Below are 24055 nucleotides of genomic sequence, written 5' to 3'. Positions count from 1 at the left end.
ACGCATGTATGTTTACGATGAATATGACCAGAGCATCGTCGATGCCCGTGTCGAGGAATTTCGCGATCAGGTGAGCCGTCGCCTGTCGGGCGCGATGACCGAGGATCAGTTCAAGCCGCTGCGGTTGATGAACGGCCTCTATCTTCAGCTGCACGCCTATATGCTGCGCGTCGCGGTGCCCTATGGCACGCTCGACAGCCGCCAGATGCGGATGCTGGGCCATATCGCGCGCAAGTACGATCGCGGCTACGGCCATTTCACCACACGCCAGAACATCCAGTATAACTGGATCAAGCTGGCCGATGCGCCCGACATCCTGGCCGAGCTGGCGACGGTGCAGATGCATGCCATCCAGACCTCGGGCAACTGCATCCGCAACATCTCGTCCGACCAGTTCGCCGGCGCCGCCGCCGATGAGGTCGCCGATCCGCGCCCCTGGGCCGAGCTGATCCGGCAATGGTCGACCTTCCACCCGGAATTCACCTACCTCCCCCGCAAGTTCAAGATCGCGGTGATCGCGGCGGACGAGGATCGCGCGGCGATGCGGCTGCACGATATCGGCATCCAGTTGCTGGAGCGCGACGGCGTGCTCGGCGCGAAGATCTTCGTCGGCGGCGGCATGGGCCGTACCCCGATGATCGCGCATGAGGTGAAGGACTTCATCACCGCCGACCATCTGATGAGCTATCTGGAAGCGTGCCTGCGCGTCTATAACCGCTATGGCCGTCGCGATAATATCTACAAGGCGCGGATCAAGATCCTGCTGCACGAGATCGGCGTCGATGCGTACCGCGATCAGGTGGAGGCGGAATTCGCCGCGATCCGCGACCTGGGCATCGACCCGCCCGTGGCCGAATTGGCGCGGATCACCGCGATGTTCGCCGGGCCGGACTTTGAGAGCAACGCATCCGACACCATCGACCGCTCTGATCCCGATTTCGCGGTCTGGCTCGACCAGAATGTTGCCGTGCACAAGCAGCCCGGCCATGCCATCGTCACGATCAGCCTGAAGCCGATCGGCGGCATCCCCGGCGACGCCTCGGCCGACCAGATCGACCTGATGGCCGATCTCGCCGAGCGCTATGGCCATGACGAACTGCGCGTGACCCATGCCCAGAACATCGTTCTGCCGCATGTCCGCAAGGCCGATCTGTATGCCATCTGGACCGCTTTGCGCGACGCCGGGCTGGCCGAGGCCAATCTCGACCTGATCTCCGACATCATCGCCTGCCCCGGCCTGGATTATTGCAGCTTGGCCAATGCCCGCTCCATCCCGCTGGCGCAGAAGATCGGCGAGCGATTCGCCGGGCGGCAGCGCGAGCTGGGCGAGTTGAAGCTGAAGATTTCGGGCTGCATCAACGCCTGCGGCCACCATCATGCCGGGCATATCGGCATATTGGGCGTTGATAAGAAGGGCACCGAGAATTACCAGCTGCTGCTCGGTGGCTCGGGTGCGGAGGATGTGTCGCTGGGCAAGATCACCGGCCCCGGCTTCGACGAGGACGGTGTGGTCGATGCGATCGAGCGCGTGACCGACCGTTATGTCGCGCTTCGCGAAGGCGACGAGCGCTTCCTCGACACCTATCGCCGCGTGGGCATGCAGCCGTTCAAGGAGGCCATTTATGGTTGATCCGATCACCGTGAACACGAACGCAGGCGAAACGCTGCTGCGCTTTCGCGACGATGTGGTGCATGACGAACCGGCGGTGACGCTAGACGCGTTCCTGGGCCAGACCAACGCCACCGCCGTCCGGCTGGAGGCGGGTGACGATGCGCGCGAACTCCTGCCGCATCTGGGACAGATTGCTTTGGTGGAGATCAGCTTCCCGACCTTTCGTGACGGGCGCGGCTATTCGGCGGCGCGCATCCTACGTGAGGCGGGGTTCGAGGGCGAACTGCGCGCGGCGGGCGACGTGTTGGTCGACCAGATTCCGCACATGCGCCGCTGCGGCTTCGACAGCTTCGCGCCGGAAAAGCCGATCGACTCGACGACGCTGACCAAGCTGCTGAACCTTTATCCGCAACCCTATCAAAAGGCCGCCGACGCGCGCGTGCCGGTGTGGAAGCTGCGTCATGGCTGAGGCACGGCGGCTCGACCGCATCGATGTGCGGCCGGCTTATACGGCGGAGGATGCCGCGGCGTACGAGGCGCGGTTCGCGGGGGTCTCCGCGCCCGAGATGCTGCACACTTTGTTGACCGGTGAACTCCATGGCCAGATCGCAGCGGTGTCGTCCTTCGGCACCGAGTCCGCCGTGCTGCTCCATATGGTCGCCCAGGCCGATCCCGCGACGCCGGTGGTGTTCACCGACACGCTCAAGATGTTTCCCGAGACGCTCGCCTATCGCGATACGCTGGTCGCTCGGCTGGGCCTGCTCGACGTCCGGGTGATCCAGCCCGATCCTACACTGCTGGCGGCCAAGGACCCTGAGGGCATCCGCCACGGCTATGACCCCGATGGCTGCTGCGACCTGCGCAAGGTCGAACCGCTGGCACGGGGGCTCGCCCCGTTCGAGGCCTGGATTTCGGGCCGCAAGGGCTTCCAGGCCGGCACCCGCCGCGCCCTTCCCCGTTTCGAGGTCGAGGATGGTCGGTTGAAGCTCAACCCGCTGGCGGACTGGGACAAGGCGGCACTGGACGGCTATTTCGCAGCGCACGACCTGCCGCGCCATCCGTTGGAAGCCGAAGGCTATCTGTCGATCGGCTGCGCGCCCTGCACCAGCAAGGTGAAGCCAGGTGAAGACCCCCGTGCCGGCCGTTGGCGTGGGTTCGACAAGGTGGAATGCGGGATACACAGGCCGGTCACGGCGGTTTAACCTCCCAACGGAGGTTCCCATGCGCGAACTGATTCTGAAGATGACCATGTCGCTCGACGGGTTCGTCAGCGCGACCGAAGGCGACAATCGCTGGATGTTCGGGGAAGACCCTGCGGCCAAAGGCTGGAGCGTCGACTATCTTAGTCAAGCCGGGCTCCACATCATGGGGCGCGAGACCTTTCATGCTATGGCAGACCACTGGCCGGGCTCGACCGATCTCTTTGCCGTGCCGATGAACGCGATCCCCAAGGTAGTATTCTCCCGCGAAGGCGATGAGATCGCACCGGATGCGGCGACCCTGCCGCCGGGCGGGGAAAGCTGGGCCAACGCCTATGTCGCGAGTGGCGACCTGGACGAGGAGGTCGCTGCGCTCAAGGCCGAAAGCGGCGGCCCGATCATCGCGCATGGCGGCGTACGCTTTGCGCGTAGCCTGATCGCGCATGGACTGGTGGACCGATTCGCACTGCTCGTCGCGCCAGTGGCGCTGGGGCGCGGCGAGCCGCTCTTCTCCGAACTGGAGCGCCCCCTAGCCTTGGAACTCGTCGAGGCAGTCACCTTTCCCGGCGGAGCAATGGCGAAGATATACCGGCCTACTTGAGTCTGGCGTAGCCTTCGACTGCGCTCAGGCTGAACGGAGTGGAGGGTGTGAGGCGGGAAATATCCCACCCCTGTTCGCACTAAGCGAAGTCGAAGTGCACGCCCCGCCCCTTGGCAGGCGTAAACCCGTGGCCTTCGACTTCGCTCAGGCCGAGCGAAGGGCGGATCAATACCCCGCGAAGTCGGTGAACCGCGTGATCGTCGGATCGAACTTCATCACGACTTTACCGGTCGCACCGTGACGCTGCTTCGCCACGATCAATTCGGCGAGACCATAGACCCGCTCGACTTCGGTCGCCCATTTCGCGTGATCCTCGAAGACCTTGCCGTCATCGCCTTCCATCGGGCGCTTGGGCTCGCGCTGCATCATGTAATAGTCTTCGCGGAACACGAACCAGACCATGTCGGCGTCCTGCTCGATCGAGCCCGATTCGCGAAGGTCGGACAGCATCGGGCGCTTGTCCTCGCGCTGCTCGACCGCACGGCTGAGCTGCGACAGCGCCAGCACCGGTACGTTCATATCCTTGGCCAAGGTCTTGAGCCCGCGCGAAATCTCCGAGATTTCCTGCACGCGGTTGCCGTCCGACTGCTTGCCCGACCCCGTCAGCAGCTGGAGATAGTCGACCACGACCAGACCGATCTCGTTGTTATGCCGCCGTTGCAGCCGCCGGACGCGGGTGTGCAGCGCAGAGATCGACAGGCCGCCGGTATCGTCGATGAACAGCGGCAGCTGCTCCAGCTCGGCGGCGGCGGCGGCGAGCTGCGCGAACTCGTTGCGGCTGATCTTGCCCATGCGCAGTGCTTCGGAGCTGATCCCGGACTGCTCGGCCAGGATACGCGTCGCTAGCTGGTCGGCGGACATTTCGAGGCTGAAGAAGGCGACCTTGGCGCCCACCGACTCGGCCGGCGGAATGCCGTCCTGCATATCACGCATCCACCTCCTGGCGGCGTTGAACGCGATGTTGGTGGCGAGCGAGGTCTTGCCCATGCCCGGACGGCCCGCCAGGATCATCAAGTCGGAGCGATGCATACCGCCGATCTTGGCATTGACCGAGTCGAGACCGGTGGTGATCCCCGAAACATGCCCGCCGGAGTTCAGCGCGCGCTCGGCATTCTTGACCGCCATGGTGGTGGCCTGGGCGAAGCTCTTCACCGCATTTTCGGAGCCGCCGTCTGCCGCGACCTTGAACAGCTCATTCTCGGCCAGCTCGATCTGCGCGCGCGGGTTCACCTCTTCCGAGGTGTCCATCGCCCGGTCGACCAAGGTCCGCCCCACAGTCACCAGCGCGCGGAGCATGGCGAGGTCGTAGATCTGCGTCGCGAACTGGCGCGCACCGATCAGGCCCGCACCCGATCCGGTTAGTTGCGCCAGATAGGACGGCCCGCCCAGCGCCTTCATCCCCTCGTCCGCCTCGAACATCGGACGCAGCGTGACGGGGGTCGCCAGCATGTCGGTGGCGCGCAGATTCTTGATCGCGGCGAACACGCGGCCATGCACGGGCTCGAAGAAATGGTCCGGGTCCAACCGGTCGACCAGATCGTCCGCGAGCCGGTTGTCGATCATCATCGCGCCCAGGAGCGCAGCCTCCGCCTCGATATTGCGGGGAAGCTGCTGCGGCTCAGTGGCGGCAGCGGGGTTCGGGAATGCGAGGGTGGCCATTTCTCCGGCGTTAGCGCGGAGGCGGTGCCTCTGTGAAGTTGATTGCGTCGATCAGCGGGGGATTTGCGGCGCAGCCACTTCGCGACTATCCCCATGACCATGGCCGATCCGCGGATCATCTCAATCGACCTGGACGAACGCAGCCTGGGCTGGCGCTCGGCCGATGTCGAGCAGGAGCGGCGGATCGCGATCTTCGACCTGATCGAGGAAAATTACTTCGCGCCACAGCGGCCCCAGCCCGATGGCTATGCCGGCCCCTACCGCATCAAGCTGGAGTCGGAGGAGGGGCGGCTGGGCATCCATATGCACCGCGAGGACGGGACGCATATCGAGACGTTGGTGCTCGCCCTCGGCCGCTTCCGACGGCCGATCAAGGATTATTTCGCGATCTGCGACAGCTATTATCAGGCGATTCGCGCTGCGACCCCGCAACAGATCGAGACGATCGATATGGCCAGGCGGGGTATCCATAACGAGGCGGCCGAGATGCTGAAGGAACGGCTGACCGGCAAGATCGAAGTCGATTTCGATACCGCACGCCGCCTCTTCACACTGATCTGCGTCCTGCATATCCGCAACTGATGGCGATTCTCTGGAAAATCGGTGCAGGCCTGCTGGCGCTCGGCATGGTCACGGCGGGTGGGCGGCATTGGGCGACGCATTGGCATCCGCCGACCGAACGCTATCCGTTGCAGGGGATCGACCTGCCCGAAAACCCGCCCGCCGTCGAATGGCGCACCCTTCGCGCCAATGGGGCGGACTTCGCCTATATCGTCGCGACCTCCGGCGCAGATCGGCGCGAAGCGTCGTTCGAGGGGAATTGGGACGCCCTGCCCGAGGCAGGGATGCGGCGCGGCGCGATCCATATCTATTCGCTATGTCAGCCCGCCACGGCGCAGGCCGATGCGTTCAACATCTTCGTGCCCCGCGCCGGCGACGCCCTGCCCGCCGCGATCGACCTGTCCTATCATGATGATTGCGCCGCGCGACCCGAGCGCGCCGCGCTGGTCGCCGATCTCACCCGCTTCGTGTCCATGGTCGAGACGCATACCGGCAAGCCGGTCATGCTGCGCGTGTCCAAGGCGTTCGAGTCGGATTACACCATCACCGCCGCGCTGGACCGCCCGGTCTGGGAGATCGGCAATTTCTTCAAGCCCGACTATGCCGCCCGCCCCTGGCGCATGTGGCGTGCCAGCGATGTCCGCCGGGTCGAGGGGGTGGAAGGCCCCGTCCATTGGGATGTCGTTACCTCATGACTCAGATTGATCCGAACGCCCTGATCGCCGCCGCCCGCGACGCCGCGCGCCACGCGCATGCGCCCTATAGCCGGTTCGCCGTCGGCGCGGCTTTACTGATGGAGGATGGCTCGGTCATCACCGGCGCCAATTTCGAGAATGCCAGCTATGGCCTGTCGCTCTGCGCCGAGACGGTTGCCATCGCCACCGCCTCGGCCGCCGGTCGGCTACGCGAGATCGTCGCGATCGGGGTGATCGGCGGGGCGATGGATGCCGACGGGAAAGCGACCGGCACCACCCCGGTCAGCCCCTGCGGCCGCTGCCGCCAAGTTATCAACGAGGCCGCGCAAATGGGCGGCCGCGACTTGCCCGTGCATTGTGGAGCGGCCGAGGGCGATGCGCTACGGTCCTATCGCTTGTCCGAGTTGCTGCCCGACGCCTTTGGCCCGGCGGATCTGGGGATCAACTGAAATCCAATCTCCGCATGTCGACCGTCATCCCAACCAAAGCTGGGATGACGGTTGCAGCTCAATTCGCCACGGGCGCGGACGAGGATCCAGGCTCGCTCTGCCCGCACCTCGCGGCGCTGGCGGCCTGGATGAACTGCCACACCTCGGCCGAGAATCCCGGATCGGCCTGCCCGTCCCATTCGGCCCGCGCGTCATGCAAACGGGTCGCACCCGCCCACATCTCCGGTGTCGCCACCTTGCGGAACGGCGCAAGCAACTCCTGCCATTCCCGCACGAAACCCTGCGCTTCTTCCGAAACCGGGTCCATCGGTAGCGCGGCCTGTATCCGCTGCCCCAGATCGGCCCATTGCGCCTGATACGCGGCTAGATCGAAATCGGGCGCCAGCGCGGTCATCCGCTCTGCCCAATGCGCTTGCTCCTCTTTTGAGAAATGCTGGTCGATCACCGACTTCCATTGTGTCGTCGTCATGTCATTCCCTTTCCGGATCAGCGAGCAAAGCGTCGCGACGTCGATGCGCTCGCCGGCATCGATGCGGGACTGAAGAGATCGGAGCAGCGCGGCGGTCTCCGCCAGCGCAGCGCGCTCCGCTTCGACCACCGCCAGTTGCGCCGCGATCATCGGGCCCAGCGTCGCATGAGGCCGGTCGAGCAACCGCCCAATCGCCGCCAGCGTAAAGCCCGCCCGTTTGAGCGCGACGATGGCGTGGAGCCGTTCCAACTCACCCGCACCGAAAATCCGTCGCCCGCCCTCGCTGCGCAGTGGCCGGATCAGGCCGCGCGCCTCATAGAAGCGCAGTGCCCGGCTGCTCAGCCCGGTGGCGCGGGCAATCTCGGCGATGTCGAGCATGGTGGTCATGGCGCGATCGTACCGCTTGACGCAGCGTCAACCGCAAGCCCCTTTTTAACGATCACCCTTGCCCCGCCCCCGCGATCCGGCAATGAGCGGCAACGCTTAAGGGGAATGAAGATGTCGATCCTGTCCGACCGCTGGATTCGCGAAGCCGCGCAGACCCAAGGGATGATCGAGCCCTTTGTCGAGAACCAGCGCCGCGATGGCTGCATCAGCTATGGCCTGTCCTCCTATGGCTATGACGCGCGGGTGGCGGACGAGTTTAAGATCTTCACCAATGTCGACAGCGCAGTGGTCGACCCCAAGGATTTCGCGTCGAACAGCTTTGTCGATCGCAAGACCGATGTCTGCATCATCCCCCCCAACAGCTTCGCGCTGGCGCGCACGGTCGAGTATTTTCGGGTGCCGCGCGACGTGCTGGTCATCTGCCTGGGCAAGTCGACCTATGCGCGCTGCGGGATCATCGTGAACGTCACGCCGCTGGAGCCAGGCTGGGAGGGGCACGTCACGCTGGAATTTTCCAACACCACGCCGCTGCCCGCCAAAATCTACGCCAATGAAGGCGCGTGTCAGTTCCTATTCCTGAAGGGCAATGAGCCCTGTGAGACCAGCTATGCCGACCGCGCCGGCAAATATATGGGGCAGCGCGGTGTGACGCTCCCGCGGCTATGATTGGGGCGACGCGGCGTCTTACCTTCGAATCGCACCGTTGATCGGCAAACGCGATACGATTTGCGAAGCACGCCACAGCACCAATCGCCATCCATGACTTATCTCTTTAAGATTGGCGATGGCCGCCATCTCAACGAGATACTGATCGTTTAGACGGTTATGCATTTTGGCTAGTAAATAGGAGTTTTTCTTTTGCCGAAATGACGACCGAGATTAGCGCCCGATAATTCGGATCTCACGCGAATTTTAAATTGCCCCGCCTGGCGCAGGACTTAATCAAGCATAACTTCGACAACGTGTATCCCGTTGGCCATTTCAAGTCGAGCGACGGCTTCTTAAGGCATCTCCAAATCACGAGCCATAGCTGAGCCTATAGCAGGCGCGGATCAGCCAATAAAAACGGCGTAGTTACGGGCGCTGATTGCTATTCCATTCATCCTCCCCGGCAAGGGGAGGTGGCAGGCCGAAGACGTGACGGAGGGGTGTCCCCCAGAAGGCGAGGCCCGCTTCACAGCCGCGTCCCCCAACATCCTTCGCAACCGCGCAATCCATGGAACCGAGCCATCCATGAAAAGGAAAATTCTCGGCGAGCTCGTTGCATGTCAATCAACGCGATCCAAGCGCATCACCTTGTTTAGTGGCGCAATCTTTGGGTTAGCGCGAAAGCTTGCCAGCTTCGGACAAGTCCGAACCGCACCGGCCCGGACTCGTCCCCTGCCGCTCAGCGCGAGGCCATTGTCTGCTGCAAATGGCGAAGCCCGGTTTGCGCCACCGCATGCGATGCCACCACGGCCCCCGAAGGCATGTCCATCGCGATCGACTTTTCGTTGAGCACCGCGCCGTACAGGGCACGCGCCTCGCTCACACGACCCGTCTGGGCGTAGACCGCCGCGAGGTTGAGCATCAATTCGGGGCTGTCGGGACTCGTGCGACGCTCGGCCAGCAGGGTCCGCTCGGCGGCGGCCAGATTGCCGGCTGCAATCTCCTGATACCCCGTGCGCTGCGGCCAACCTTCCTGGGCCATGGCCGGGGCCGCCATGCCCGCCGCTGCCACAAGCAAAACCGAAACGACTCCACGCATCTCTCTTCTCCTATATTTCACTTTTATGACGTTACGTTGTCATTTTTGTGAAACACACGCAAGAGGCGAAAGATGCGACCGGCGATGCCGTTATTGAACATGGCAAATCGGAGTGGAGACCCGGTTTTGGATGGGTTTCGTGGCGCCTGAATGACGCCGAAGCGCCTTATCCAGCCCCACTCCCGTGCTCTTTTCGCTACCTAACTCCGGCCCGCCAATCATTGGGGGGAACTCCAGGGCATTCCTCCCCCGTCACGAAGAGAGGACCCAAGCGAAGCAGGGCGAGATGTGTCGCCGCTTGGTAGGATGCCCGTTCTCGGTGGCGCCACCTTCCGCCGGGTTTTCGGCCTGCTCCCTCCCTCACAGGGAAGAACGAAGCTTACCTGATGCTCTGAAGCGGCCGTTCCACGAACGGGCCGATCCACTTCACGCCATCCCTATTCCAATCACACTGTGCGCAAGCGACAGCGCAAATGCCCTAGCGGCGGGTCGGCTGCTTGAACCCCACCTGGCGAACATCCATGCCAAGCGCCAACGTTCCTCGAACAGCGGCGCTCTCACCATCAACGGGCCTTCAGGATAGGACACCCGCACATGCAAAAAGGGCGGCCCTTTCGGGACCGCCCTTTTCCGTCAACGCTTCGATCGGATCGATCAGAAATCGTTGCGATACTGCTCGTTGCCGATGAAGCCGAGCTTGCTGACCGCCGAGCGCTTGATGATCGCCAGGGTCTCGTCGACCTTGGCGTACTTGGCGTCGGGGGCCGGCTGGAAGTGCAGTTCCGGCTCGGGGTTCATGGCAGCCGTCTGGTCCAGATACTGACGCAGCGTCACCTCGTCGACGGGCGACCCGTTCCAGGTCACCGTGCCGGCGGCGTCGATACCGACCTTGTTCTTTTCGGTATTCACGACCGGCGTGTTGTTCTTCGAGTTGACCGGCAGGTCGACCTTCACCGCGTGAGTCTGGATCGGGATGGTGATGATGAACATGATGAGGAGCACGAGCATGACGTCGATCAACGGCGTCGTGTTCATGTCCATCATCGGCTCGCCATCATCGGATCCGGCGCTCATTGCCATGGCGTGCTAACTCCTATTGTGTCCGCCCGGCCGATCAGGCGCGGGGGTTGCCGCCGGGGGGCGGCTCGGAAATGAAGCCGACACGGGCGAAACCGGCCTGCTGCATCGTGTAGATGGTGCCACCGATGCACCGATACGGCGTATTCACGTCCCCGCGGATATGCGCCTCGGGCAGCGATTCGGGGGTGATGTTGGCACCCAGCCGCTCGACCTCGGCCTTCAGCTTGTCGACCGCGCGGGTGCGCAGTTCGTCCGACGTGACGGGGGTCAGCCCCCAATACACCTTGCACTGTCCGTTCTCGCTGGTGACCGAGAGCGATACATTTTCCGGCTTCGTCGTCGTCGGATCGAAGCGGACGCTCGGCAGCTTCAGCGGAACGGTCTGAATCACGACCGGAACCGCGATCAGGAAGATGATGAGAAGCACCAGCATGACGTCCACGAGGGGCGTCGTGTTGATCTCCGACATCGGTTTCTCGGCGGAGTCACCGCCAACGCTCATCGCCATGAGAGAGCTATCCTATCCATGCATTCTATCACCGTCCCCAAATGGGGATCGGCGGGGGGTGGCGGGGCCGTGTCCCGAGGGACCGGTCCCCGCCCCCTTAGGCTCAGGCGCGGGTCTGAACGCCACCAGCCTGACCGGCGGTGGTCGTCGCCGGGGTCGCCTTGACGGCGGTCGGCTTGGCAGCGGCGCCCGAAGCGACGGCGGGACGAACCGCACCGTTCGAGGCCAGGAAGCCCAGAACGTCGTTCGAGAAGGACGACAGGTCTTCCGCGATGCTCTTGTTACGACGCTGCAGCCAGTTGAAGGCGAGCACGGCCGGAACCGCGACGACCAGACCCAGCGCGGTCATGATGAGCGCTTCACCGACCGGGCCGGCGACCGCGTCGATCGACGCCTGGCCCGACGAGCCGATCTTGATGAGCGCGCGGTAGATGCCGATAACGGTACCGAACAGACCGATGAACGGCGCGGTCGCACCGACGGTCGCGAGGAAGGCGAGACCGCCGCCCAGCTTCGAGTTGATCGCGGCTTCCGAACGCGCCAGCGAGCCGTGCAGCCAGTCATGCGCCTCGACCGGATCGGTCAGCTTCGAATGCTGGTCCTGCGCGGCCAGACCGTCGTCGACGATCTGCTTGTAGGCCGAGTTCTTCTCGAGCTTGGCCGAACCCTCGCGCAGCGAGTTCGACGACCAGAAGCTCTGACGGACGCGCTTGGCCTGGTTGATGATCTTCTGCTGCTCGAACAGCTTCGAGAACAGGATGTAGAACGACACGATCGACATCAAGCAGAGGATGGTGAACACCGACTGCGAGATGAGGCCGCCTTCCTTCAGGGCCTGGCCGAGACCGTAAGGGTTTTCGGCACCGGCCGCGGCGCCGCCCGCGGCGAGGATGGTGGTGAGCATGGTTGGTTAGGTCCTCTGACTAAAGCGTTGAGTTTTTGAACCGGCGTTTAGCCGTTATTCCTGTGGCAGCTGCCAACGAATGTTAAGCGTGTAGGACGAGGCGATCGGATTGCCGCCGGCGTCCTGGGCCGGGGTAAAACGCACACGCGCCTTCGAGATGCGGCACGTGGCATCGTCCAGGGCCCGGTTGCCGCTGCTCGACAGGATCGAACAGTCGGTCACGCGGCCATCGGTGCCGATCGACAGCTTCGCCGACACGCGACCCTCGGCGCCTTCGCGCTGGGCCGACGGCGGATAGGCGTCGGGACCGAAATACTGGCCCGGATTACCGCGAAGACCGGCGGCCTTCGAGATCGTCGGCGGTGCGGGCGGCGCAGGCGGGGCCGGCGGCGCAGGCGGAGCCGGCGGTGCGGTCGGCTGGCTCAGCGGGATGATGCTCGTCGTCGTGACCGCGGGTGCCGGGACGGGCACGTTCACGATCGGCGGCGGCGTGACCACCGTGGTCGGCGGCGGAGGCAGGTTGGGCTGCTCCGGCGGCGGGGGCGGCGGTTCGTCCGGCGGGGGTGGGGGCGGCGGCTCTTCCACGTTGAACGTGTCGAGCTTTTCGGTCGCCTTCTTCACGTACTGGTATGCCAGTCCCGTGACGAAGGCGTAGCCCAGGGCTGCGTGGATGAGCACGACGATAACGATCGCGACCACCTTGCCCCCGGACATCTTCTGGTCAGTATAGGCCATTCAGCAACGAAACTCCTCAGTCTGCCAGTTTCGCCTCGCCGTAGCGTGGGGACGTGGGAAACTCCTGCCATGCTCTATCGGCATGCGGCAGAGCCTTGGACCCTATCGTGACGGCTGGCGCGGTGCAATCAGTTTGTCGGACGTAATAAACGTACAATAGCGCCATGACGAAATTATTTCTGTATTGTTAACAATCGAAGGAGTAGCGCGACGCAATGAATCCGCTGTCCCACGCCGTGTCCCGCGCCGTTCGCATCGGCGCCTTGACACTCCTGATTCCCGCCACCGCCATACCTGCCGCCGCGCAGGTGGCGACCATGGCGTCGCCGCGCCCGGCGGATGCCCCCCTTTCCGCGTCCGGTCCCGGCTATGCCGATCTGGCCGATCTGGTGCTGTCCGCGCCCGTCATCGCCGATGTTACCATCCGCTCGACGACGGCGATCAAGGGGGCCGAGGCGGTCGGCGTGGCCCCCGGCCACCAGCGCTTCTATGTCGAGGCCGATATCGGTGCGCTATTGCGCGGGGCGGGCGGACTGCCGGCGCGGGTCGGCTATCTGTTCGATGCGGCGACCGATGCACGCGGCCGCGCGCCCAAGCTGCGCAAGATGCGGGTGCTGATCTACGCGCGCCGGGTTCCCAACGCCCCGGACCAGTTGCAGCTCGTCGCCCCCGACGCGCAGCTCCCCTGGACCCCGGATACCGAGCAGCGCAGCCGTGCGATCGCACGCGATGCCCTGTCACCCGATGCACCGCCGGTCATCACCGGCGTCGGCAATGCCTTTTACGTGCCCGGCACCCTACCGGGCGAGGGCGAGACCCAGATCTTCCTGACCACGGCGAAGAACCGCCCCGTATCGCTGTCGGTGCTGCGCCACCCTGGTGAGGAGCGCCGCTGGGCCGTCGCGCTGAGTGAGATCGTCGACGAGGCGGCCGCGCCGCCGGCGCGCGACACGTTACTTTGGTATCGCCTGGCTTGCGCCCTGCCCGAATCACTGCCCGAACACAGCACGGCATCGCTATCGCCCGAAAATGCGCAGGCGGCGCGCGAAGACTATCAATATGTGATCCAGAAGCTCGGCCCCTGCAGCCGGACGCGTCAGGTCCCGACCGCCAGCAACTGACCCGTGACGGCGTGCGCGGCGGCGAGATAGGAGACCGCCGCCGCGACCGCCTCGGGCGAAGCGTCCCGTGCCGGCACGACGGCATTGATCCGCGCCGCCGGTGCCGCCGCGATCGCCAGCGGGCCGATCGCGGCTTCTGTCATCGCCTGAGCAACCGAATCGCGGCCGGGCATCAGCACGAGCACCAGATCGACGCCGGGATGCGCCGCGACCACCACGCGGATATCGGCATCCGGGGCCAGATCGATACGCTGCGCGGCCATGGAGATTAGCGGCGGTGGCGGACCAGGGTGATGCCGATCGCCTCGCCATCCTCGGCGATGGCCAGCTTGACGATCTTCACCTGCACGCGGCGCACGCGCTGGTCCTGGAGGAACAGCGTGTCGCAGATATGATCCGCAACCCCTTCGATCAGCGTGAAATGCACGCCTTCGGGCAGCACCGTCGCGGCATGTTTCAGGTCGAGATAGTTTTTGGACGCGGTGAGCGGCGTGTCCGGCGTATAATGATCGGCACAGTCGAGATCGACGGTCAACGAAATCCGCAGCGGCTGCGGCAGATGCGTTTCCTCGGAATAGATGCCGGTCAGGACCTGCACTTCGAGGTCATGGACTTCAAGCTGGAGACGGTCTTCCATGACAGCGCCTCTAGCAGAGCGGGCGGCCAAGGGAAGCACGGGCTTGCATCGCGCGCGACACGGGTTAAGGGCGCGCGTCCCCTATCCCGGCGATCGGACCCTGCCCTCTTGTCCCAGACGATCGATCTCATTCCGCTCGACGCGGTCGCTCCGGCCGCGGTCGAGGCCCTGCTCGACCGCGCCTTTCCGCCCGGGCGGCAGGCGCGCACCGCCTATAAGGTGCGGGGATCGGTGGCGCCGGTGGACTCTTTATGCTTCGCGGCGCTGACCGAGGACGGCACGTTGATCGGGTCGATCCAATGCTGGCCGATCGCGCTGACCGATGATGATGGCGAACACTGGCCGTTGATCATGATCGGCCCGGTCGCGGTCGCGCCGGAATATCAGCGCGACGGGATCGGACGAAAGCTGTTCCTCCACATGTTGGCCGCCGCACAAGACCAGGGGCTGGACCGGGCGATGATGCTGATCGGCGACCCGGAATATTATGGCCGCTTCTTCGGCTTTACGGCGGAGCGTACCGCGCGGTGGCGGCTGCCCGGCCCCGTCGAGCGGCACCGCCTGCTCGCGCGCGGCGCGAGCGTGCCCGACCGGGCCGGAATGCTGGGCCCCGGCCTGCCGCAGGACTAAGCCGGCATCGCCGGGCTTTACGGGCCCGCCTCGGCTCCCTACCTCGGACAGATCATGCCCATGGCGCCGCCCCCCGACCTGTCCTCCCTCAGCCTGGCCGAAATCGTGCGCGCGATGGAAGCGCAAAAGCTGCCCCCCGTGTCGCAGTGGAACCCCAGCCATTGCGGCGACAGCGAGATGCGGATCGCGCGCGACGGCACCTGGTATCATCAGGGCAGCCCGATCGGCCGTGCCGCGATGGTCCGGCTGTTCTCCACGATCCTGCGTCGCGAGCCCGATGGTCGGTATGTGCTGGTCACACCCGTCGAAAAGCTCGACATCGCGGTAGAGGACGCGCCCTTCGTCGCGGTCGCGGTCAAGACCGAGGGCGAAGGTCACGACAGCCGGCTGGTCTTCCAGCTCAACACCGGTGATCTCGTCGCGGCGGATGCCGACCATGGCCTGCGGTTCGAGGAAGGCGAGGACGGCCCACGCCCCTATCTTCATGTCCGCGACGGGCTGGAGGCGCTGATCGCGCGGCCGGTCTATTATGAACTGGCCGAACGCGCTCTGGCGGGAGACGAACAGGCGCCGGGCCTGTGGAGCAACGGCGCCTTCTTCCCGCTCACCACCTCGAACGCCGCATGACGCTCGCCGAAAGGCTGGCCGAGGCGATGGCGCGTATCCCGGTCAGCGAGCTCCTGACCGGCGACGGCGTCGAGAGCCATGAGATTGCGACCGCCCCGACCGCCGCGGCGGTGCTGGTGCCCGTCACCGATCGCGCCGAGCCGGGCGTGGTGCTGACCCAGCGGACCGAGACGTTGCGCAATCATGCCGGTCAGATCGCCTTTCCCGGCGGTCGCGCCGATCCCGGCGATGCCGATCTGGTCGCAACCGCATTGCGCGAAGCGGAGGAGGAGATCGGCCTTCCCCCACGCGCTGTTACCGTCATCGGACTGGCCGACCGCTATCGCACCGTTACCGGATTCGAGGTGACGCCGGTCCTGGGTGTCATCCCACCGGACATGACGCTACGCCCTTCCGAGGCGGAGGTCGCCAACCTGTTCGAGGTGCCGTTGGCCTATCTCCTCGATCCTGCCCATCACCGCCGGGTCAGCGCGCCATGGCGCGGACGGACCCGCCATTTCTACGAGATTCTATGGAACGACCGGCGCATCTGGGGCGCGACTGCCGCGATGATCGTCAACCTGTCGCGGCGGCTGCAATGGGCATGAACCCCGCCACCGCGCCCTGGGCGGATCGTCGTGACCTGATCGCGCTCGCCGCCACGCTGGAGGCGCGATTCGTCGGCGGTGCCGTGCGCGATTCGCTGCTCGGTCATGCGGTGGCCGATATCGATCTGGCCACGCCGCTCTCGCCCGAAACGGTGATCGCGCGGGTGCGCGACAGCGGGTTCAAGCCCGTGCCGACCGGCATCGCGCACGGCACGATCACCGCCGTCCTGCCCGATGGCCCGGTCGAGGTCACGACGCTGCGGCGCGACGTATCGACCGATGGCCGCCACGCCGTGGTCGCCTTTACCGATGATTGGCGCGAGGATGCGGCGCGGCGCGACTTCACGATGAACGCGCTCTACGCCGATCCCGAGACGGGCGCGCTGTTCGACTATTTCGGGGGGCTGGACGACCTGAAGGCCGGACGCGTCCGCTTCATCGGCGATCCGTTGCAGCGTATTGCCGAGGATCACTTGCGCATCCTGCGCTTCTTCCGCTTCCATGCCCGCTTCGGCCAGGCGATCGACGAAGCGGGCCTCGCCGCCTGCACCGCCCGCGCCAACGACCTGATGGCCCTGTCGCGCGAGCGGATCGCGGCCGAACTGCTCAAATTGCTGGTCGCGCCGGGCGCGGTGCCGGTCATCGCGCTGATGGTCGAGCGCGGTATCCTGCGCGCGGTGCTCCCCGAGATCGATGCGGCAGGAGCCGAGCGGCTGGCGATGCTGGCCGAGCGCGAGCAGGCGGCCGGGATCGCCGCCGATCCCATCCGCCGACTGGCCGCATTGCTTCCGCCGCAGACCGCCGAAGCCGTAGGGGCGCGGCTGAAATTGTCCAATGTCGATCGCAAGCGGCTGATCGCCGCCACCGCCGGGCCGGGTGAAGAAGGCCCGCGCGCGCTGGCCTATCGCGTCGGAATCGAGGGAGCGATCGACCGGCTGCTGCTGGCGGGCGAAACGGTCGAGGCCATCCGCGACTGGACACCCCCCTCCTTGCCGCTGACCGGCGGGGCGCTGGTGGCGCGTGGCATCGGCAAGGGGCCGGAGGTCGCGCGGCTGTTGCGGCAGGTCGAGACCCGGTGGATCGCGGAGGGCTTTCCGGGAGAAGCGCGCGTCGCCGAACTGGCCGACGCGGCGGTGGCTCAGGCCTGAGCCGCGATCATCGCCCAGGCGGCATCGGGATCGAGTGGGCGGGCATAGACATAGCCCTGCCCGTAGGTGCAGCCCAGCGCGGCCAGCGTCTGGCCCAGTTCGACCGTTTCGATCCCCTCGGCGGTGGTCTTCATGCCCAGTGCCTGCGCCAAGCCAAGAACCGCGCGCACGATGGCGATCTTGTCCCGATCGGCCAGCATGCCGGAGACGAAGCTGCGATCGATTTTGAGCACATCGATGGGCAGGCGTTGAAGATAGGCCATGCTGGAATAGCCGGTGCCGAAATCGTCCATCGCCACCGTCGTGCCCAGCGCCTTCAGCGCCTCCATGATCCCCGTGACGCGGTCCGGATCGCCGACGATCGCGCTCTCGGTCAGCTCCAGCGTCAGGCGATCACCGCTCAGCCCCGTCCGCGCCAGGGCCCGTTCGATCACATCGGGAATGACGTCGCGCTGCAACTGGATGGCCGAGACGTTCACCGACATGCGTATCCCGCATGTCCCCCCTGCCCTGCGATCCCATTCGGTAAGCTGCGTCAGCGCCTGGTCGATCGCCCAGCGGCCCAGCGGCACGATCAGCCCCGATTCCTCGGCGACGGGAATGAAGTCGGAGGGCAGATGATCGCACCCCTCGGCATCGCGCCACCGCGCCAAAGCCTCGAAGGCGACGACCTTGCCCGACGTCAGGTCACAGATGGGCTGATAGGCCAGATGCAGTTCTTCACGGTCGATCGCGTGGCGTAGCGCGGTTTCCATCGCGAATTGTGCGCGCGCGATGGTGAAGGCCTGTGGGTGATAGACCTGGGTGCGCCCGGCGCTCTTGGTCTGCTTCACCGCGAATTGCGCATGGCGGATTAATTCCTCGGCATCGCCGTCCTGATCGCTGCCAAAAGCGATGCCGATCGACCCTTCGACATTGACCTCGAAATCGGTGAGGCGGAAGGGTGCAGAGAGCGCCCGCTCGATCCGCTCGGCCAGGACATGCGCCTCGTCCTCGCCGCCATCGATCATCATCAGGACGCCGAACTCATTGCCCCCGATCCGACCGATCGAATCGCGCGAGCGCAACGCCCCCTTCAGCCGGCGTGCGACCGTGATCAGCAACTCGTCGGCGACCAGCGAGCCCATACAGGCGTTCAGCCGCCCGAAGCGGTTGAGATCGACGACCAGCACCGCATGGGGGTGACGCGTCGCCATCATCATTTCGATCAGGTCGCCAAAGCCCTGCCGGTTGGGCAGGCCAGTCAGGCTGTCGATCGTCATTTCGCGGCGCAGGCTGCGCTCGGTATGATGCTGAGCGGTATGGTCGACGAGCATCAGCACGAAACTGTCGGGCTCATCCTCCGCCGATCGGGCCAGCGTCGCCCGGAAGTAACGACGGTCGATCACATCGCCGAACGCGATCGGGAATTCGATCGATTCGCGATCCGAATTTAAAAATTCGCCCAGACGCGGCGTCAGTTCGTCGATCAGAATCGGCAGGGCCGCAGCTTCGTTCAGCCCGGCGCGGCGAAAGGCTTCATTGGTGGTGATGATGACCGGCCGACCATCGACCAGGGCGATTTCGGCGGCGGGGATCGCCATGATTCCCACCGCGCACGACGTAAGCGTGGCGTAGTGTCGCGTCGAAGGGCGCGGCGTGGGATAAGCGATCGAAGCCATCGCCACATGGTGTAGCGGCCAGAAGGTTAAAAGGCCCTAAAATCCGCGCAACGATCGTATCCAGAAACGGTTTCAATCTGCCGCTTCCTTACGCCGCCTCGAAACGGCATTGCTTCGCAGGCGATCAGCCGAACCGATTGTCGCGCGGAAAGCCGGTCGGCGGCATCCGCCCAGCCGCGCCGCGTGCAGTGCGCCAGGCGGACAGATCCGCCTCGGTCCGTACCCGACCAGTCTCGCCGCCCATCGGCCAGCTCAGCCCGTCCTTGAAGACGAAGGTCGTCGCGTCGGACAGCCCGCCATCGCGATAGCGCTGAAGCTGGACCCCCGTTCCGCGCGACAGCTCGACGAACTCGGTCAGCGGGAAGACGAGGAGTTTGCGATTGTCGCCGATCGCCGCGACATAATCGTCCTCCGCCCCCACCGGGCGCACGACCTTCAGACTGGCCCCGGCGCGCGGGGTCAGCACCGTCTTTCCTTTTCGCGTCTCGGCAATGGTGTCGGCGGCCGGCACGATGAAGCCACGTCCGTCCGACGCCGCGACCAGCAGCTTGGCGGCGCGGGCGGCGGGCAGGAAGCCGACGATGCCGATCGATCCGTCCAGATCGATCATCGCCCGCACCGGCTCCCCGAAACCGCGCCCACCGGGCAGCTTGTCGGCCGCCAGCGTGAAGAACCGCCCGTTCGCCGCCGCCAGCAACAGCTTGTCGGTCGTCTGCGCGTGAAAGGCAAAGGCCGGGCCGTCGCCTTCCTTGAACTTCGCCGTCTCGGCCGAGGCGAGATCGACATGCCCCTTCATCGCGCGAATCCAGCCGCGCTGCGACAGGATGACGGTGATCGGCTCGCGCTCGATCATCGCCTCGAGCGGGATGTCGCGGGTCGGCGCGGCTTCCTCGATCAGCGTGCGGCGTGCGCCGAGTATGGTCTCCAGACCATAGCGGTCGCGGATCTTGCCCAGATCCTTCTTCATCCGCGTCCGTTGCCGCTGCTCCGAGCCGAGCAATTGGGTCAGTTGCTCGCGCTCCTTGTCGAGCTTGTCGCGCTCGCCGCGAATCTCGAACTCCTCCAGCCGCCGCAGAGAGCGCAGCCGCATGTTGAGGATCGCCTCGGCCTGCCGATCGGTCAGACGGAATTCCTCGATCATCACCGCCTTGGGCTCGTCCTCGGTGCGGATGATCTCGATCACCCGGTCGAGGTTGAGATAGGCGACCAGATAGCCGTCGAGCAGCTCGATCCGATCGGCGATCTTGCCCAGGCGATGTTCGGAGCGCCTGCGCAGCACGACGAACTGATGCTCGACCCAGGCCGCCAGCGCCTCGCGCAACGACATGACGCGCGGGGTGCGGTCCTTGTCGAGGACATTGAGGTTCAGGCTGATCCGCGTCTCCAGATCGGAGAAGCGGAACAGCCCATCCATCAGCACCTGCGGATCGACGGTACGGCTGCGCGGCTCCAGCACGATGCGGACCTGCGCATCCGATTCGTCACGCACATCGGCCAGAATCGGCAGTTTCTTGTCGTTGATCAGCGTTGCGATCTGTTCGATCAACTTGCCCTTGGCGACGCCGTAGGGAATTTCGCTGACCACGATCTGCCAGCCGCCGCCCTTTTCCCGCTCGATCTCCCAGCGCGCGCGGACGCGGAAGCCACCGCGCCCCGTCGTGTAGCTCTCACGCAGGATCGCGGGCGCATCGACCACGATGCCGCCGGTCGGGAAGTCCGGGCCTTTGACACGCGCCAGAATCGCATCGTCATCCGCATCGGGATGGTCGACCACGTGGATCGCCGCGTCGAGCAATTCGGCGGCGTTGTGCGGCGGGATGCTGGTCGCCATGCCGACCGCGATGCCGCTCGCGCCGTTCGCCAGCAGATTGGGGAACAGGCCTGGAAAGAGCTCGGGCTCCTGCTCTTCGCCATTATAGGTCGGGCGATAGGCGACGGCATCTTCGTCGAGGCCATCCATCAGGTCGATCGCGACCTGGGTCAGCCGTGCCTCGGTATAGCGATAGGCGGCGGCGTTGTCGCCGTCGATATTACCGAAATTCCCCTGCCCGTCGACCAGCGGATAGCGCAGCGCGAAATCCTGCGCGAGGCGGACCATCGCGTCATAGACCGACTGGTCGCCATGCGGGTGATATTTACCGATCACGTCGCCGACGACGCGCGCGCACTTCTTATAGCCCGCCGCCGGATCGAGCTTGAGCAGCCGCATCGCCCAGAGCAGCCGCCGATGCACGGGCTTCAGCCCGTCGCGCACATCGGGCAACGAGCGCGCGGTGATCGTGGACAGCGCATAGACGAGGTAACGCTCCGACAGCGCACTGTCGAAAGGTGCGTCCAGGATGCCGACGGGAGGATTGTCGCGGAGATCGATCGCCATGGGAGCGCCGCTTCTAGCAAGCCCACGCCCCAGGGGCAATCCGGCGGATCAAATCAGGAACACGCACCCCTTCGATACGACAAAGCGGGCGCGATCGGAATCGCACCCGCTTCGATCGCGGCAAGGCCGGTCGGCTTACGACTGGTTCGCCTGGGCCTGCGTCACATCCTGCTGGAAGTGATTGCCGGCCGCGACCGTGCAATTCTGGAAGGCGACGGGCGTGAAGGTTTCGACACCGGCGACTTCCTCATCGGTCACGGGCTTGCCCTTCTTGGTGTGGGCGGGCGCGAAGGCGACGACTTCGGGACGGAACGTTGCCAGGACATCGGCGGTGTCGCGACACGCGACCGTCCGCTCCTTATTGCCGTTCTTCACGACCGCGATTGCTTCCATGCCATTGGCCAGCGGGACATGTGCCTGCTCCCAGATCTGCGGCCCTTGCGCCGCATGCATCGGCCGCGCGACGGCAACACCCGCCGTCAGCATCAGGGCCCCACCAACAACACCGATCATCAGCTTGTTCATGACTACCTCCTTTGCAAGCATAGACAGAACCCATGACTTGGGCGATCGGTTTCCAGTACTTTCACAACTTAACGATTTTTCATATTTCATTGAAGCATTGGCCATGATGTACATTGGATTACAGCGACGACATGTTGCACATCTGCCTGCACATCCTGTCACAACCGGGCCTACCGGAACCGGCTCGATGACGTGCCACATTCCATTGCGCCGGCCCGCCCCTTCCTTTATAGGCCGCGCCATCCCGCCTCGGGCCTCAGCATGTGGGGCACCGGGGCTGTACTCATTTCAGGGGACCGCCGCATGGCTCGCCGCCGCCAAATCTACGAAGGCAAGGCCAAGATCCTGTACGAGGGCCCCGAGCCCGGCACGCTGATCCAGTATTTCAAGGACGACGCCACCGCGTTCAATGCCCAGAAGAAGGGCACGATCAACGGCAAGGGCGTGCTGAACAACCGTATCTCCGAGCATGTCTTCACCATGCTCGACCATATCGGCGTGCCGACCCACTTCATCCGCCGCCTGAACATGCGCGAGCAGTTGATCCGCCAGGTCGAGATCGTGCCGATCGAGGTCGTGGTGCGCAACGTCGCGGCGGGCTCGCTGTCCAAGCGTCTGGGCATCGAAGAGGGCGTGAAGCTGCCCCGCACGATCATCGAATATTATTACAAGGACGATGCGCTGGGCGACCCGATGGTCACCGACGAGCATATCGCCTGCTTCGGCTGGGCCAGCCAGGAAGAAATGCACGACATCGCCGATCTGGCGATCCGCGTGAACGACTTCCTGTCGGGCATGTTCGCCGCGATCGGCATCCGCCTGGTCGACTTCAAGCTGGAATTCGGCCGCATCTGGGACAACGACTTCGGTCGCATCATCCTGGCCGACGAGATCAGCCCCGATGGCTGCCGCCTGTGGGACATGACCACCAACGAGAAGCTGGACAAGGATCGCTTCCGCCGGGATCTCGGCGGCGAGGTCGAGGCCTATCAGGAAGTGGCGCGCCGTCTGGGCCTGCTGCCCGAGGGAGGCGACACCGCCGTCCTCGATCTGGAAGAACACCGCAAGAGCCGGGGCAAGTAATGAAGCTGAAGATTTTCGTGACCCTGAAGCCCGGCGTGCTCGACCCGCAGGGCAAGGCGATCCAGCACGCGCTGGGCAGCCTGGGCTTTGAGGGCGTCGATGACGTGCGCGCGGGCAAGCTGATCGAGATGCAGGTCGCCGATGAGACGACCGACGCGCAGATCGACGAGATGTGCCGCCAGCTCCTCGCCAACACCGTGATCGAGAATTACCGGGTGGAGCGCGCCTGATGAAGACCGCCGTGATCGTCTTTCCGGGCTCGAACTGCGACCGCGACCTCGCCGTCGCGCTGGAGGCGGTGACGGGCGTCAAGCCGGCCATGGTCTGGCACGGCGACAGCGAACTGCCCGAGGGACTGGGGCTGATCGGCGTTCCGGGCGGCTTCTCGTACGGCGATTACCTCCGCTGCGGCGCGATCGCGGCCCGCTCGCCGATCATGCGCGCGGTGGTCGATGCGGCCAACAAGGGCACGCCGGTGTTCGGTGTGTGCAACGGCTTCCAGGTGCTGGCCGAAACCGGGCTGTTGCCGGGCGCGCTGATGCGCAACCGCTCGCTCAACTTCGTGTGCCGCGACGTGAACCTGGAAGTGGCCAACACCGACAGCGCCTTCACCCGGCTGTACGAGCAAGGCGAGACGATCCGCATTCCCGTCGCGCATCATGACGGCAATTACTTCGCCGACGCCGACACGCTTGACCGTCTAGAAGGCGAAGGCCGCGTGGCCTTCCGCTATGCCGAGGACGTCAACGGCTCGGCCCGCAACATCGCGGGCGTGCTGAACGAGCGTCGCAACGTGCTGGGCATGATGCCCCACCCCGAACGCCGCATCGAAGCCGCGCACGGCGGCGACCATGGCCGCCGGTTGTTCGAAGGCCTGCTGGAGATGGTGGGGGCGTAATCCCCACCCCGCCGTTCAGCCTGAGCGAAGTCGAAGGCCACGGGATGACATTTGACAGGGGGAGCGGGGCAACTCGCTTCCCCTTTTTCATTTTTTCACGCGAAGCCTCGAAGCCGCGAAGCCGCAAAGCCGCAAAGCCGCAAAGAAGATGTTTG

At 65.0% G+C, this 24055-nt stretch carries 28 protein-coding genes; 16 read left to right on the top strand and 12 right to left on the bottom strand.

Annotated features, from left to right (window positions below):
- The first annotated feature begins 4 nt into the window (after positions 1-4).
- Genes SP6_RS14975 through SP6_RS14960 form a run of 4 tightly spaced genes read left to right on the top strand, consistent with a single transcriptional unit; the run spans position 5 to position 3412 of the window.
- Complete coding sequence (locus tag SP6_RS14975; protein WP_007405059.1) at positions 5-1630, top strand: nitrite/sulfite reductase; 1626 nt, start codon at positions 5-7, stop codon at positions 1628-1630.
- Complete coding sequence (locus SP6_RS14970) at positions 1623-2081, top strand: DUF934 domain-containing protein (RefSeq protein ID WP_007405143.1); 459 nt, start codon at positions 1623-1625, stop codon at positions 2079-2081. Before SP6_RS14975 ends, SP6_RS14970 begins: the two co-directional genes overlap by 8 nt.
- On the top strand, positions 2074-2814 hold the full coding sequence (locus SP6_RS14965; RefSeq protein ID WP_007405157.1) for a phosphoadenylyl-sulfate reductase: 741 nt from the start codon (positions 2074-2076) through the stop codon (positions 2812-2814). Before SP6_RS14970 ends, SP6_RS14965 begins: the two co-directional genes overlap by 8 nt.
- Before the next feature lie 19 nt (positions 2815-2833).
- Positions 2834-3412 carry a dihydrofolate reductase family protein gene (locus tag SP6_RS14960; protein ID WP_007405139.1) on the top strand — a complete coding sequence of 193 codons (579 nt, stop codon included), beginning with the start codon at positions 2834-2836 and terminating at the stop codon, positions 3410-3412.
- A gap of 165 nt (positions 3413-3577) precedes the next feature.
- Here the strand turns inward: SP6_RS14960 and SP6_RS14955 are convergent, their stop codons facing one another.
- Entirely contained in the window at positions 3578-5071 is a 1494-nt protein-coding gene (locus tag SP6_RS14955; protein ID WP_007405086.1) for a replicative DNA helicase, read from the bottom strand.
- Positions 5072-5170: 99 nt separating this feature from the next.
- Here SP6_RS14955 and SP6_RS14950 point away from each other — a divergent pair, with 99 nt between their 5' ends.
- From SP6_RS14950 to SP6_RS14940, 3 genes are read left to right on the top strand one after another with little or no spacing between them, the layout of a single operon-like run.
- Positions 5171-5653 (top strand): UPF0262 family protein, encoded by a 483-nt coding sequence (locus tag SP6_RS14950; protein WP_007405042.1) that lies wholly within the window; start codon positions 5171-5173, stop codon positions 5651-5653.
- Complete coding sequence (locus SP6_RS14945) at positions 5653-6327, top strand: GH25 family lysozyme (protein WP_007405109.1); 675 nt, start codon at positions 5653-5655, stop codon at positions 6325-6327. Before SP6_RS14950 ends, SP6_RS14945 begins: the two co-directional genes overlap by 1 nt.
- A complete protein-coding gene (locus SP6_RS14940; protein WP_037568647.1) occupies positions 6324-6776 on the top strand; it encodes a cytidine deaminase in 453 nt (150 codons plus the stop codon). Before SP6_RS14945 ends, SP6_RS14940 begins: the two co-directional genes overlap by 4 nt.
- A 58-nt stretch (positions 6777-6834) precedes the next feature.
- On the opposite strand, the gene SP6_RS14935 is transcribed toward SP6_RS14940, so the two are convergent.
- Positions 6835-7632 (bottom strand): MerR family transcriptional regulator, encoded by a 798-nt coding sequence (locus tag SP6_RS14935; protein WP_007405165.1) that lies wholly within the window; start codon positions 7630-7632, stop codon positions 6835-6837.
- Positions 7633-7743: 111 nt separating this feature from the next.
- Between SP6_RS14935 and dcd the strand changes: the two genes are divergently transcribed.
- A complete protein-coding gene (gene dcd, locus SP6_RS14930) occupies positions 7744-8298 on the top strand; it encodes a dCTP deaminase (protein WP_007405039.1) in 555 nt (184 codons plus the stop codon).
- Between the two features lie 721 nt (positions 8299-9019).
- Here the strand turns inward: dcd and SP6_RS14925 are convergent.
- The 5 genes from SP6_RS14925 to SP6_RS14905 all read right to left on the bottom strand — a co-directional run bounded on the left by SP6_RS14925 (position 9020) and on the right by SP6_RS14905 (position 12606).
- Entirely contained in the window at positions 9020-9379 is a 360-nt protein-coding gene (locus SP6_RS14925; RefSeq protein ID WP_037568649.1) for a tetratricopeptide repeat protein, read from the bottom strand.
- 654 nt (positions 9380-10033) lie between these two features.
- Entirely contained in the window at positions 10034-10459 is a 426-nt protein-coding gene (locus tag SP6_RS14920) for an ExbD/TolR family protein (RefSeq protein WP_037568651.1), read from the bottom strand.
- A gap of 34 nt (positions 10460-10493) precedes the next feature.
- Positions 10494-10967, bottom strand: coding sequence for an ExbD/TolR family protein (locus tag SP6_RS14915; protein ID WP_007405175.1), 474 nt, complete (start codon positions 10965-10967; stop codon positions 10494-10496).
- 103 nt (positions 10968-11070) lie between these two features.
- Positions 11071-11871, bottom strand: a complete 801-nt coding sequence (locus tag SP6_RS14910) for a MotA/TolQ/ExbB proton channel family protein (RefSeq protein WP_007405063.1) — start codon at positions 11869-11871, stop codon at positions 11071-11073.
- 54 nt (positions 11872-11925) lie between these two features.
- Positions 11926-12606 (bottom strand): energy transducer TonB, encoded by a 681-nt coding sequence (locus tag SP6_RS14905; RefSeq protein WP_007405177.1) that lies wholly within the window; start codon positions 12604-12606, stop codon positions 11926-11928.
- A 215-nt stretch (positions 12607-12821) separates the two neighbouring features.
- On the opposite strand from SP6_RS14905, the gene SP6_RS14900 reads away from it, so the two are divergent.
- A complete protein-coding gene (locus SP6_RS14900) occupies positions 12822-13727 on the top strand; it encodes a hypothetical protein (protein WP_007405127.1) in 906 nt (301 codons plus the stop codon).
- Here SP6_RS14900 and SP6_RS14895 read toward each other — a convergent pair.
- Together SP6_RS14895 and SP6_RS14890 are read right to left on the bottom strand one after the other, a co-directional pair.
- Positions 13703-13990 carry a Rossmann fold domain-containing protein gene (locus tag SP6_RS14895; RefSeq protein ID WP_007405137.1) on the bottom strand — a complete coding sequence of 96 codons (288 nt, stop codon included), beginning with the start codon at positions 13988-13990 and terminating at the stop codon, positions 13703-13705. The genes SP6_RS14900 and SP6_RS14895 overlap by 25 nt on opposite strands.
- Before the next feature lie 5 nt (positions 13991-13995).
- Positions 13996-14364, bottom strand: coding sequence for a dihydroneopterin aldolase (locus SP6_RS14890; RefSeq protein WP_007405179.1), 369 nt, complete (start codon positions 14362-14364; stop codon positions 13996-13998).
- 108 nt (positions 14365-14472) lie between these two features.
- Here SP6_RS14890 and SP6_RS14885 point away from each other — a divergent pair, with 108 nt between their 5' ends.
- From SP6_RS14885 to SP6_RS14870, 4 genes are read left to right on the top strand one after another with little or no spacing between them, the layout of a single operon-like run.
- Positions 14473-14994: a GNAT family N-acetyltransferase gene (locus SP6_RS14885; RefSeq protein WP_007405072.1), complete on the top strand. Its 522-nt coding sequence runs from the start codon at positions 14473-14475 to the stop codon at positions 14992-14994.
- Positions 14995-15048: 54 nt separating this feature from the next.
- Positions 15049-15621 carry a DUF1285 domain-containing protein gene (locus tag SP6_RS14880; RefSeq protein ID WP_037568654.1) on the top strand — a complete coding sequence of 191 codons (573 nt, stop codon included), beginning with the start codon at positions 15049-15051 and terminating at the stop codon, positions 15619-15621.
- Complete coding sequence (locus tag SP6_RS14875; protein ID WP_007405100.1) at positions 15618-16208, top strand: CoA pyrophosphatase; 591 nt, start codon at positions 15618-15620, stop codon at positions 16206-16208. The genes SP6_RS14880 and SP6_RS14875 overlap by 4 nt, the downstream gene beginning before the upstream one ends.
- Positions 16205-17356, top strand: a complete 1152-nt coding sequence (locus SP6_RS14870) for a CCA tRNA nucleotidyltransferase (RefSeq protein WP_007405081.1) — start codon at positions 16205-16207, stop codon at positions 17354-17356. The genes SP6_RS14875 and SP6_RS14870 overlap by 4 nt, the downstream gene beginning before the upstream one ends.
- Here SP6_RS14870 and SP6_RS14865 read toward each other — a convergent pair.
- From SP6_RS14865 to SP6_RS14855, 3 genes are all read right to left on the bottom strand, one after another.
- Positions 17347-18939, bottom strand: a complete 1593-nt coding sequence (locus tag SP6_RS14865; RefSeq protein ID WP_053003303.1) for a putative bifunctional diguanylate cyclase/phosphodiesterase — start codon at positions 18937-18939, stop codon at positions 17347-17349. The two genes, SP6_RS14870 and SP6_RS14865, sit on opposite strands and share 10 nt — an antisense overlap.
- 202 nt (positions 18940-19141) lie before the next feature.
- Positions 19142-21394, bottom strand: coding sequence for a DNA topoisomerase IV subunit A (gene parC / locus SP6_RS14860; RefSeq protein WP_007405164.1), 2253 nt, complete (start codon positions 21392-21394; stop codon positions 19142-19144).
- Between the two features lie 135 nt (positions 21395-21529).
- Positions 21530-21919, bottom strand: a complete 390-nt coding sequence (locus SP6_RS14855) for a hypothetical protein (RefSeq protein ID WP_037568656.1) — start codon at positions 21917-21919, stop codon at positions 21530-21532.
- 303 nt (positions 21920-22222) lie between these two features.
- Between SP6_RS14855 and purC the strand changes: the two genes are divergently transcribed.
- The 3 genes from purC to purQ are packed head-to-tail and all read left to right on the top strand — an operon-like array spanning position 22223 to position 23900.
- Positions 22223-23002, top strand: a complete 780-nt coding sequence (gene purC, locus SP6_RS14850) for a phosphoribosylaminoimidazolesuccinocarboxamide synthase (RefSeq protein ID WP_007405170.1) — start codon at positions 22223-22225, stop codon at positions 23000-23002.
- A complete protein-coding gene (gene purS / locus SP6_RS14845) occupies positions 23002-23232 on the top strand; it encodes a phosphoribosylformylglycinamidine synthase subunit PurS (RefSeq protein WP_007405062.1) in 231 nt (76 codons plus the stop codon). The genes purC and purS overlap by 1 nt, the downstream gene beginning before the upstream one ends.
- On the top strand, positions 23232-23900 hold the full coding sequence (gene purQ / locus SP6_RS14840) for a phosphoribosylformylglycinamidine synthase subunit PurQ (protein ID WP_007405146.1): 669 nt from the start codon (positions 23232-23234) through the stop codon (positions 23898-23900). The genes purS and purQ overlap by 1 nt, the downstream gene beginning before the upstream one ends.
- Positions 23901-24055 lie beyond the last annotated feature (155 nt).

It is taken from the genome of Sphingomonas paucimobilis NBRC 13935 (assembly GCF_000739895.2).
Lineage (GTDB): Bacteria > Pseudomonadota > Alphaproteobacteria > Sphingomonadales > Sphingomonadaceae > Sphingomonas > Sphingomonas paucimobilis.
Note: the sequence above shows the minus strand (reverse complement) of the source record. Positions and strands in the feature narration are given on the sequence as shown.

What these genes read in the sequence shown, in the direction of transcription:
- SP6_RS14945 (WP_007405109.1), top strand. Translation starts at nt 5,653, where the DNA reads ATGGCGATTCTCTGGAAAATCGGTGCAGGCCTGCTGGCGCTCGGCATG.
- dcd (WP_007405039.1), top strand. Translation starts at nt 7,744, where the DNA reads ATGTCGATCCTGTCCGACCGCTGGATTCGCGAAGCCGCGCAGACCCAA.
- purQ (WP_007405146.1), top strand. Translation starts at nt 23,232, where the DNA reads ATGAAGACCGCCGTGATCGTCTTTCCGGGCTCGAACTGCGACCGCGAC.
- SP6_RS14935 (WP_007405165.1), bottom strand. Translation starts at nt 7,632, where the DNA reads ATGACCACCATGCTCGACATCGCCGAGATTGCCCGCGCCACCGGGCTG.
- SP6_RS14925 (WP_037568649.1), bottom strand. Translation starts at nt 9,379, where the DNA reads ATGCGTGGAGTCGTTTCGGTTTTGCTTGTGGCAGCGGCGGGCATGGCG.
- SP6_RS14920 (WP_037568651.1), bottom strand. Translation starts at nt 10,459, where the DNA reads ATGGCAATGAGCGCCGGATCCGATGATGGCGAGCCGATGATGGACATG.
- SP6_RS14965 (WP_007405157.1), top strand. Translation starts at nt 2,074, where the DNA reads ATGGCTGAGGCACGGCGGCTCGACCGCATCGATGTGCGGCCGGCTTAT.
- SP6_RS14905 (WP_007405177.1), bottom strand. Translation starts at nt 12,606, where the DNA reads ATGGCCTATACTGACCAGAAGATGTCCGGGGGCAAGGTGGTCGCGATC.
- SP6_RS14915 (WP_007405175.1), bottom strand. Translation starts at nt 10,967, where the DNA reads ATGGCGATGAGCGTTGGCGGTGACTCCGCCGAGAAACCGATGTCGGAG.
- purS (WP_007405062.1), top strand. Translation starts at nt 23,002, where the DNA reads ATGAAGCTGAAGATTTTCGTGACCCTGAAGCCCGGCGTGCTCGACCCG.
- purC (WP_007405170.1), top strand. Translation starts at nt 22,223, where the DNA reads ATGGCTCGCCGCCGCCAAATCTACGAAGGCAAGGCCAAGATCCTGTAC.
- SP6_RS14910 (WP_007405063.1), bottom strand. Translation starts at nt 11,871, where the DNA reads ATGCTCACCACCATCCTCGCCGCGGGCGGCGCCGCGGCCGGTGCCGAA.
- parC (WP_007405164.1), bottom strand. Translation starts at nt 21,394, where the DNA reads ATGGCGATCGATCTCCGCGACAATCCTCCCGTCGGCATCCTGGACGCA.
- SP6_RS14880 (WP_037568654.1), top strand. Translation starts at nt 15,049, where the DNA reads ATGCCCATGGCGCCGCCCCCCGACCTGTCCTCCCTCAGCCTGGCCGAA.
- SP6_RS14890 (WP_007405179.1), bottom strand. Translation starts at nt 14,364, where the DNA reads ATGGAAGACCGTCTCCAGCTTGAAGTCCATGACCTCGAAGTGCAGGTC.
- SP6_RS14900 (WP_007405127.1), top strand. Translation starts at nt 12,822, where the DNA reads ATGAATCCGCTGTCCCACGCCGTGTCCCGCGCCGTTCGCATCGGCGCC.
- SP6_RS14865 (WP_053003303.1), bottom strand. Translation starts at nt 18,939, where the DNA reads ATGGCGATCCCCGCCGCCGAAATCGCCCTGGTCGATGGTCGGCCGGTC.
- SP6_RS14875 (WP_007405100.1), top strand. Translation starts at nt 15,618, where the DNA reads ATGACGCTCGCCGAAAGGCTGGCCGAGGCGATGGCGCGTATCCCGGTC.
- SP6_RS14975 (WP_007405059.1), top strand. Translation starts at nt 5, where the DNA reads ATGTATGTTTACGATGAATATGACCAGAGCATCGTCGATGCCCGTGTC.
- SP6_RS14855 (WP_037568656.1), bottom strand. Translation starts at nt 21,919, where the DNA reads ATGAACAAGCTGATGATCGGTGTTGTTGGTGGGGCCCTGATGCTGACG.
- SP6_RS14870 (WP_007405081.1), top strand. Translation starts at nt 16,205, where the DNA reads ATGAACCCCGCCACCGCGCCCTGGGCGGATCGTCGTGACCTGATCGCG.
- SP6_RS14950 (WP_007405042.1), top strand. Translation starts at nt 5,171, where the DNA reads ATGGCCGATCCGCGGATCATCTCAATCGACCTGGACGAACGCAGCCTG.
- SP6_RS14955 (WP_007405086.1), bottom strand. Translation starts at nt 5,071, where the DNA reads ATGGCCACCCTCGCATTCCCGAACCCCGCTGCCGCCACTGAGCCGCAG.
- SP6_RS14960 (WP_007405139.1), top strand. Translation starts at nt 2,834, where the DNA reads ATGCGCGAACTGATTCTGAAGATGACCATGTCGCTCGACGGGTTCGTC.
- SP6_RS14895 (WP_007405137.1), bottom strand. Translation starts at nt 13,990, where the DNA reads ATGGCCGCGCAGCGTATCGATCTGGCCCCGGATGCCGATATCCGCGTG.
- SP6_RS14970 (WP_007405143.1), top strand. Translation starts at nt 1,623, where the DNA reads ATGGTTGATCCGATCACCGTGAACACGAACGCAGGCGAAACGCTGCTG.
- SP6_RS14940 (WP_037568647.1), top strand. Translation starts at nt 6,324, where the DNA reads ATGACTCAGATTGATCCGAACGCCCTGATCGCCGCCGCCCGCGACGCC.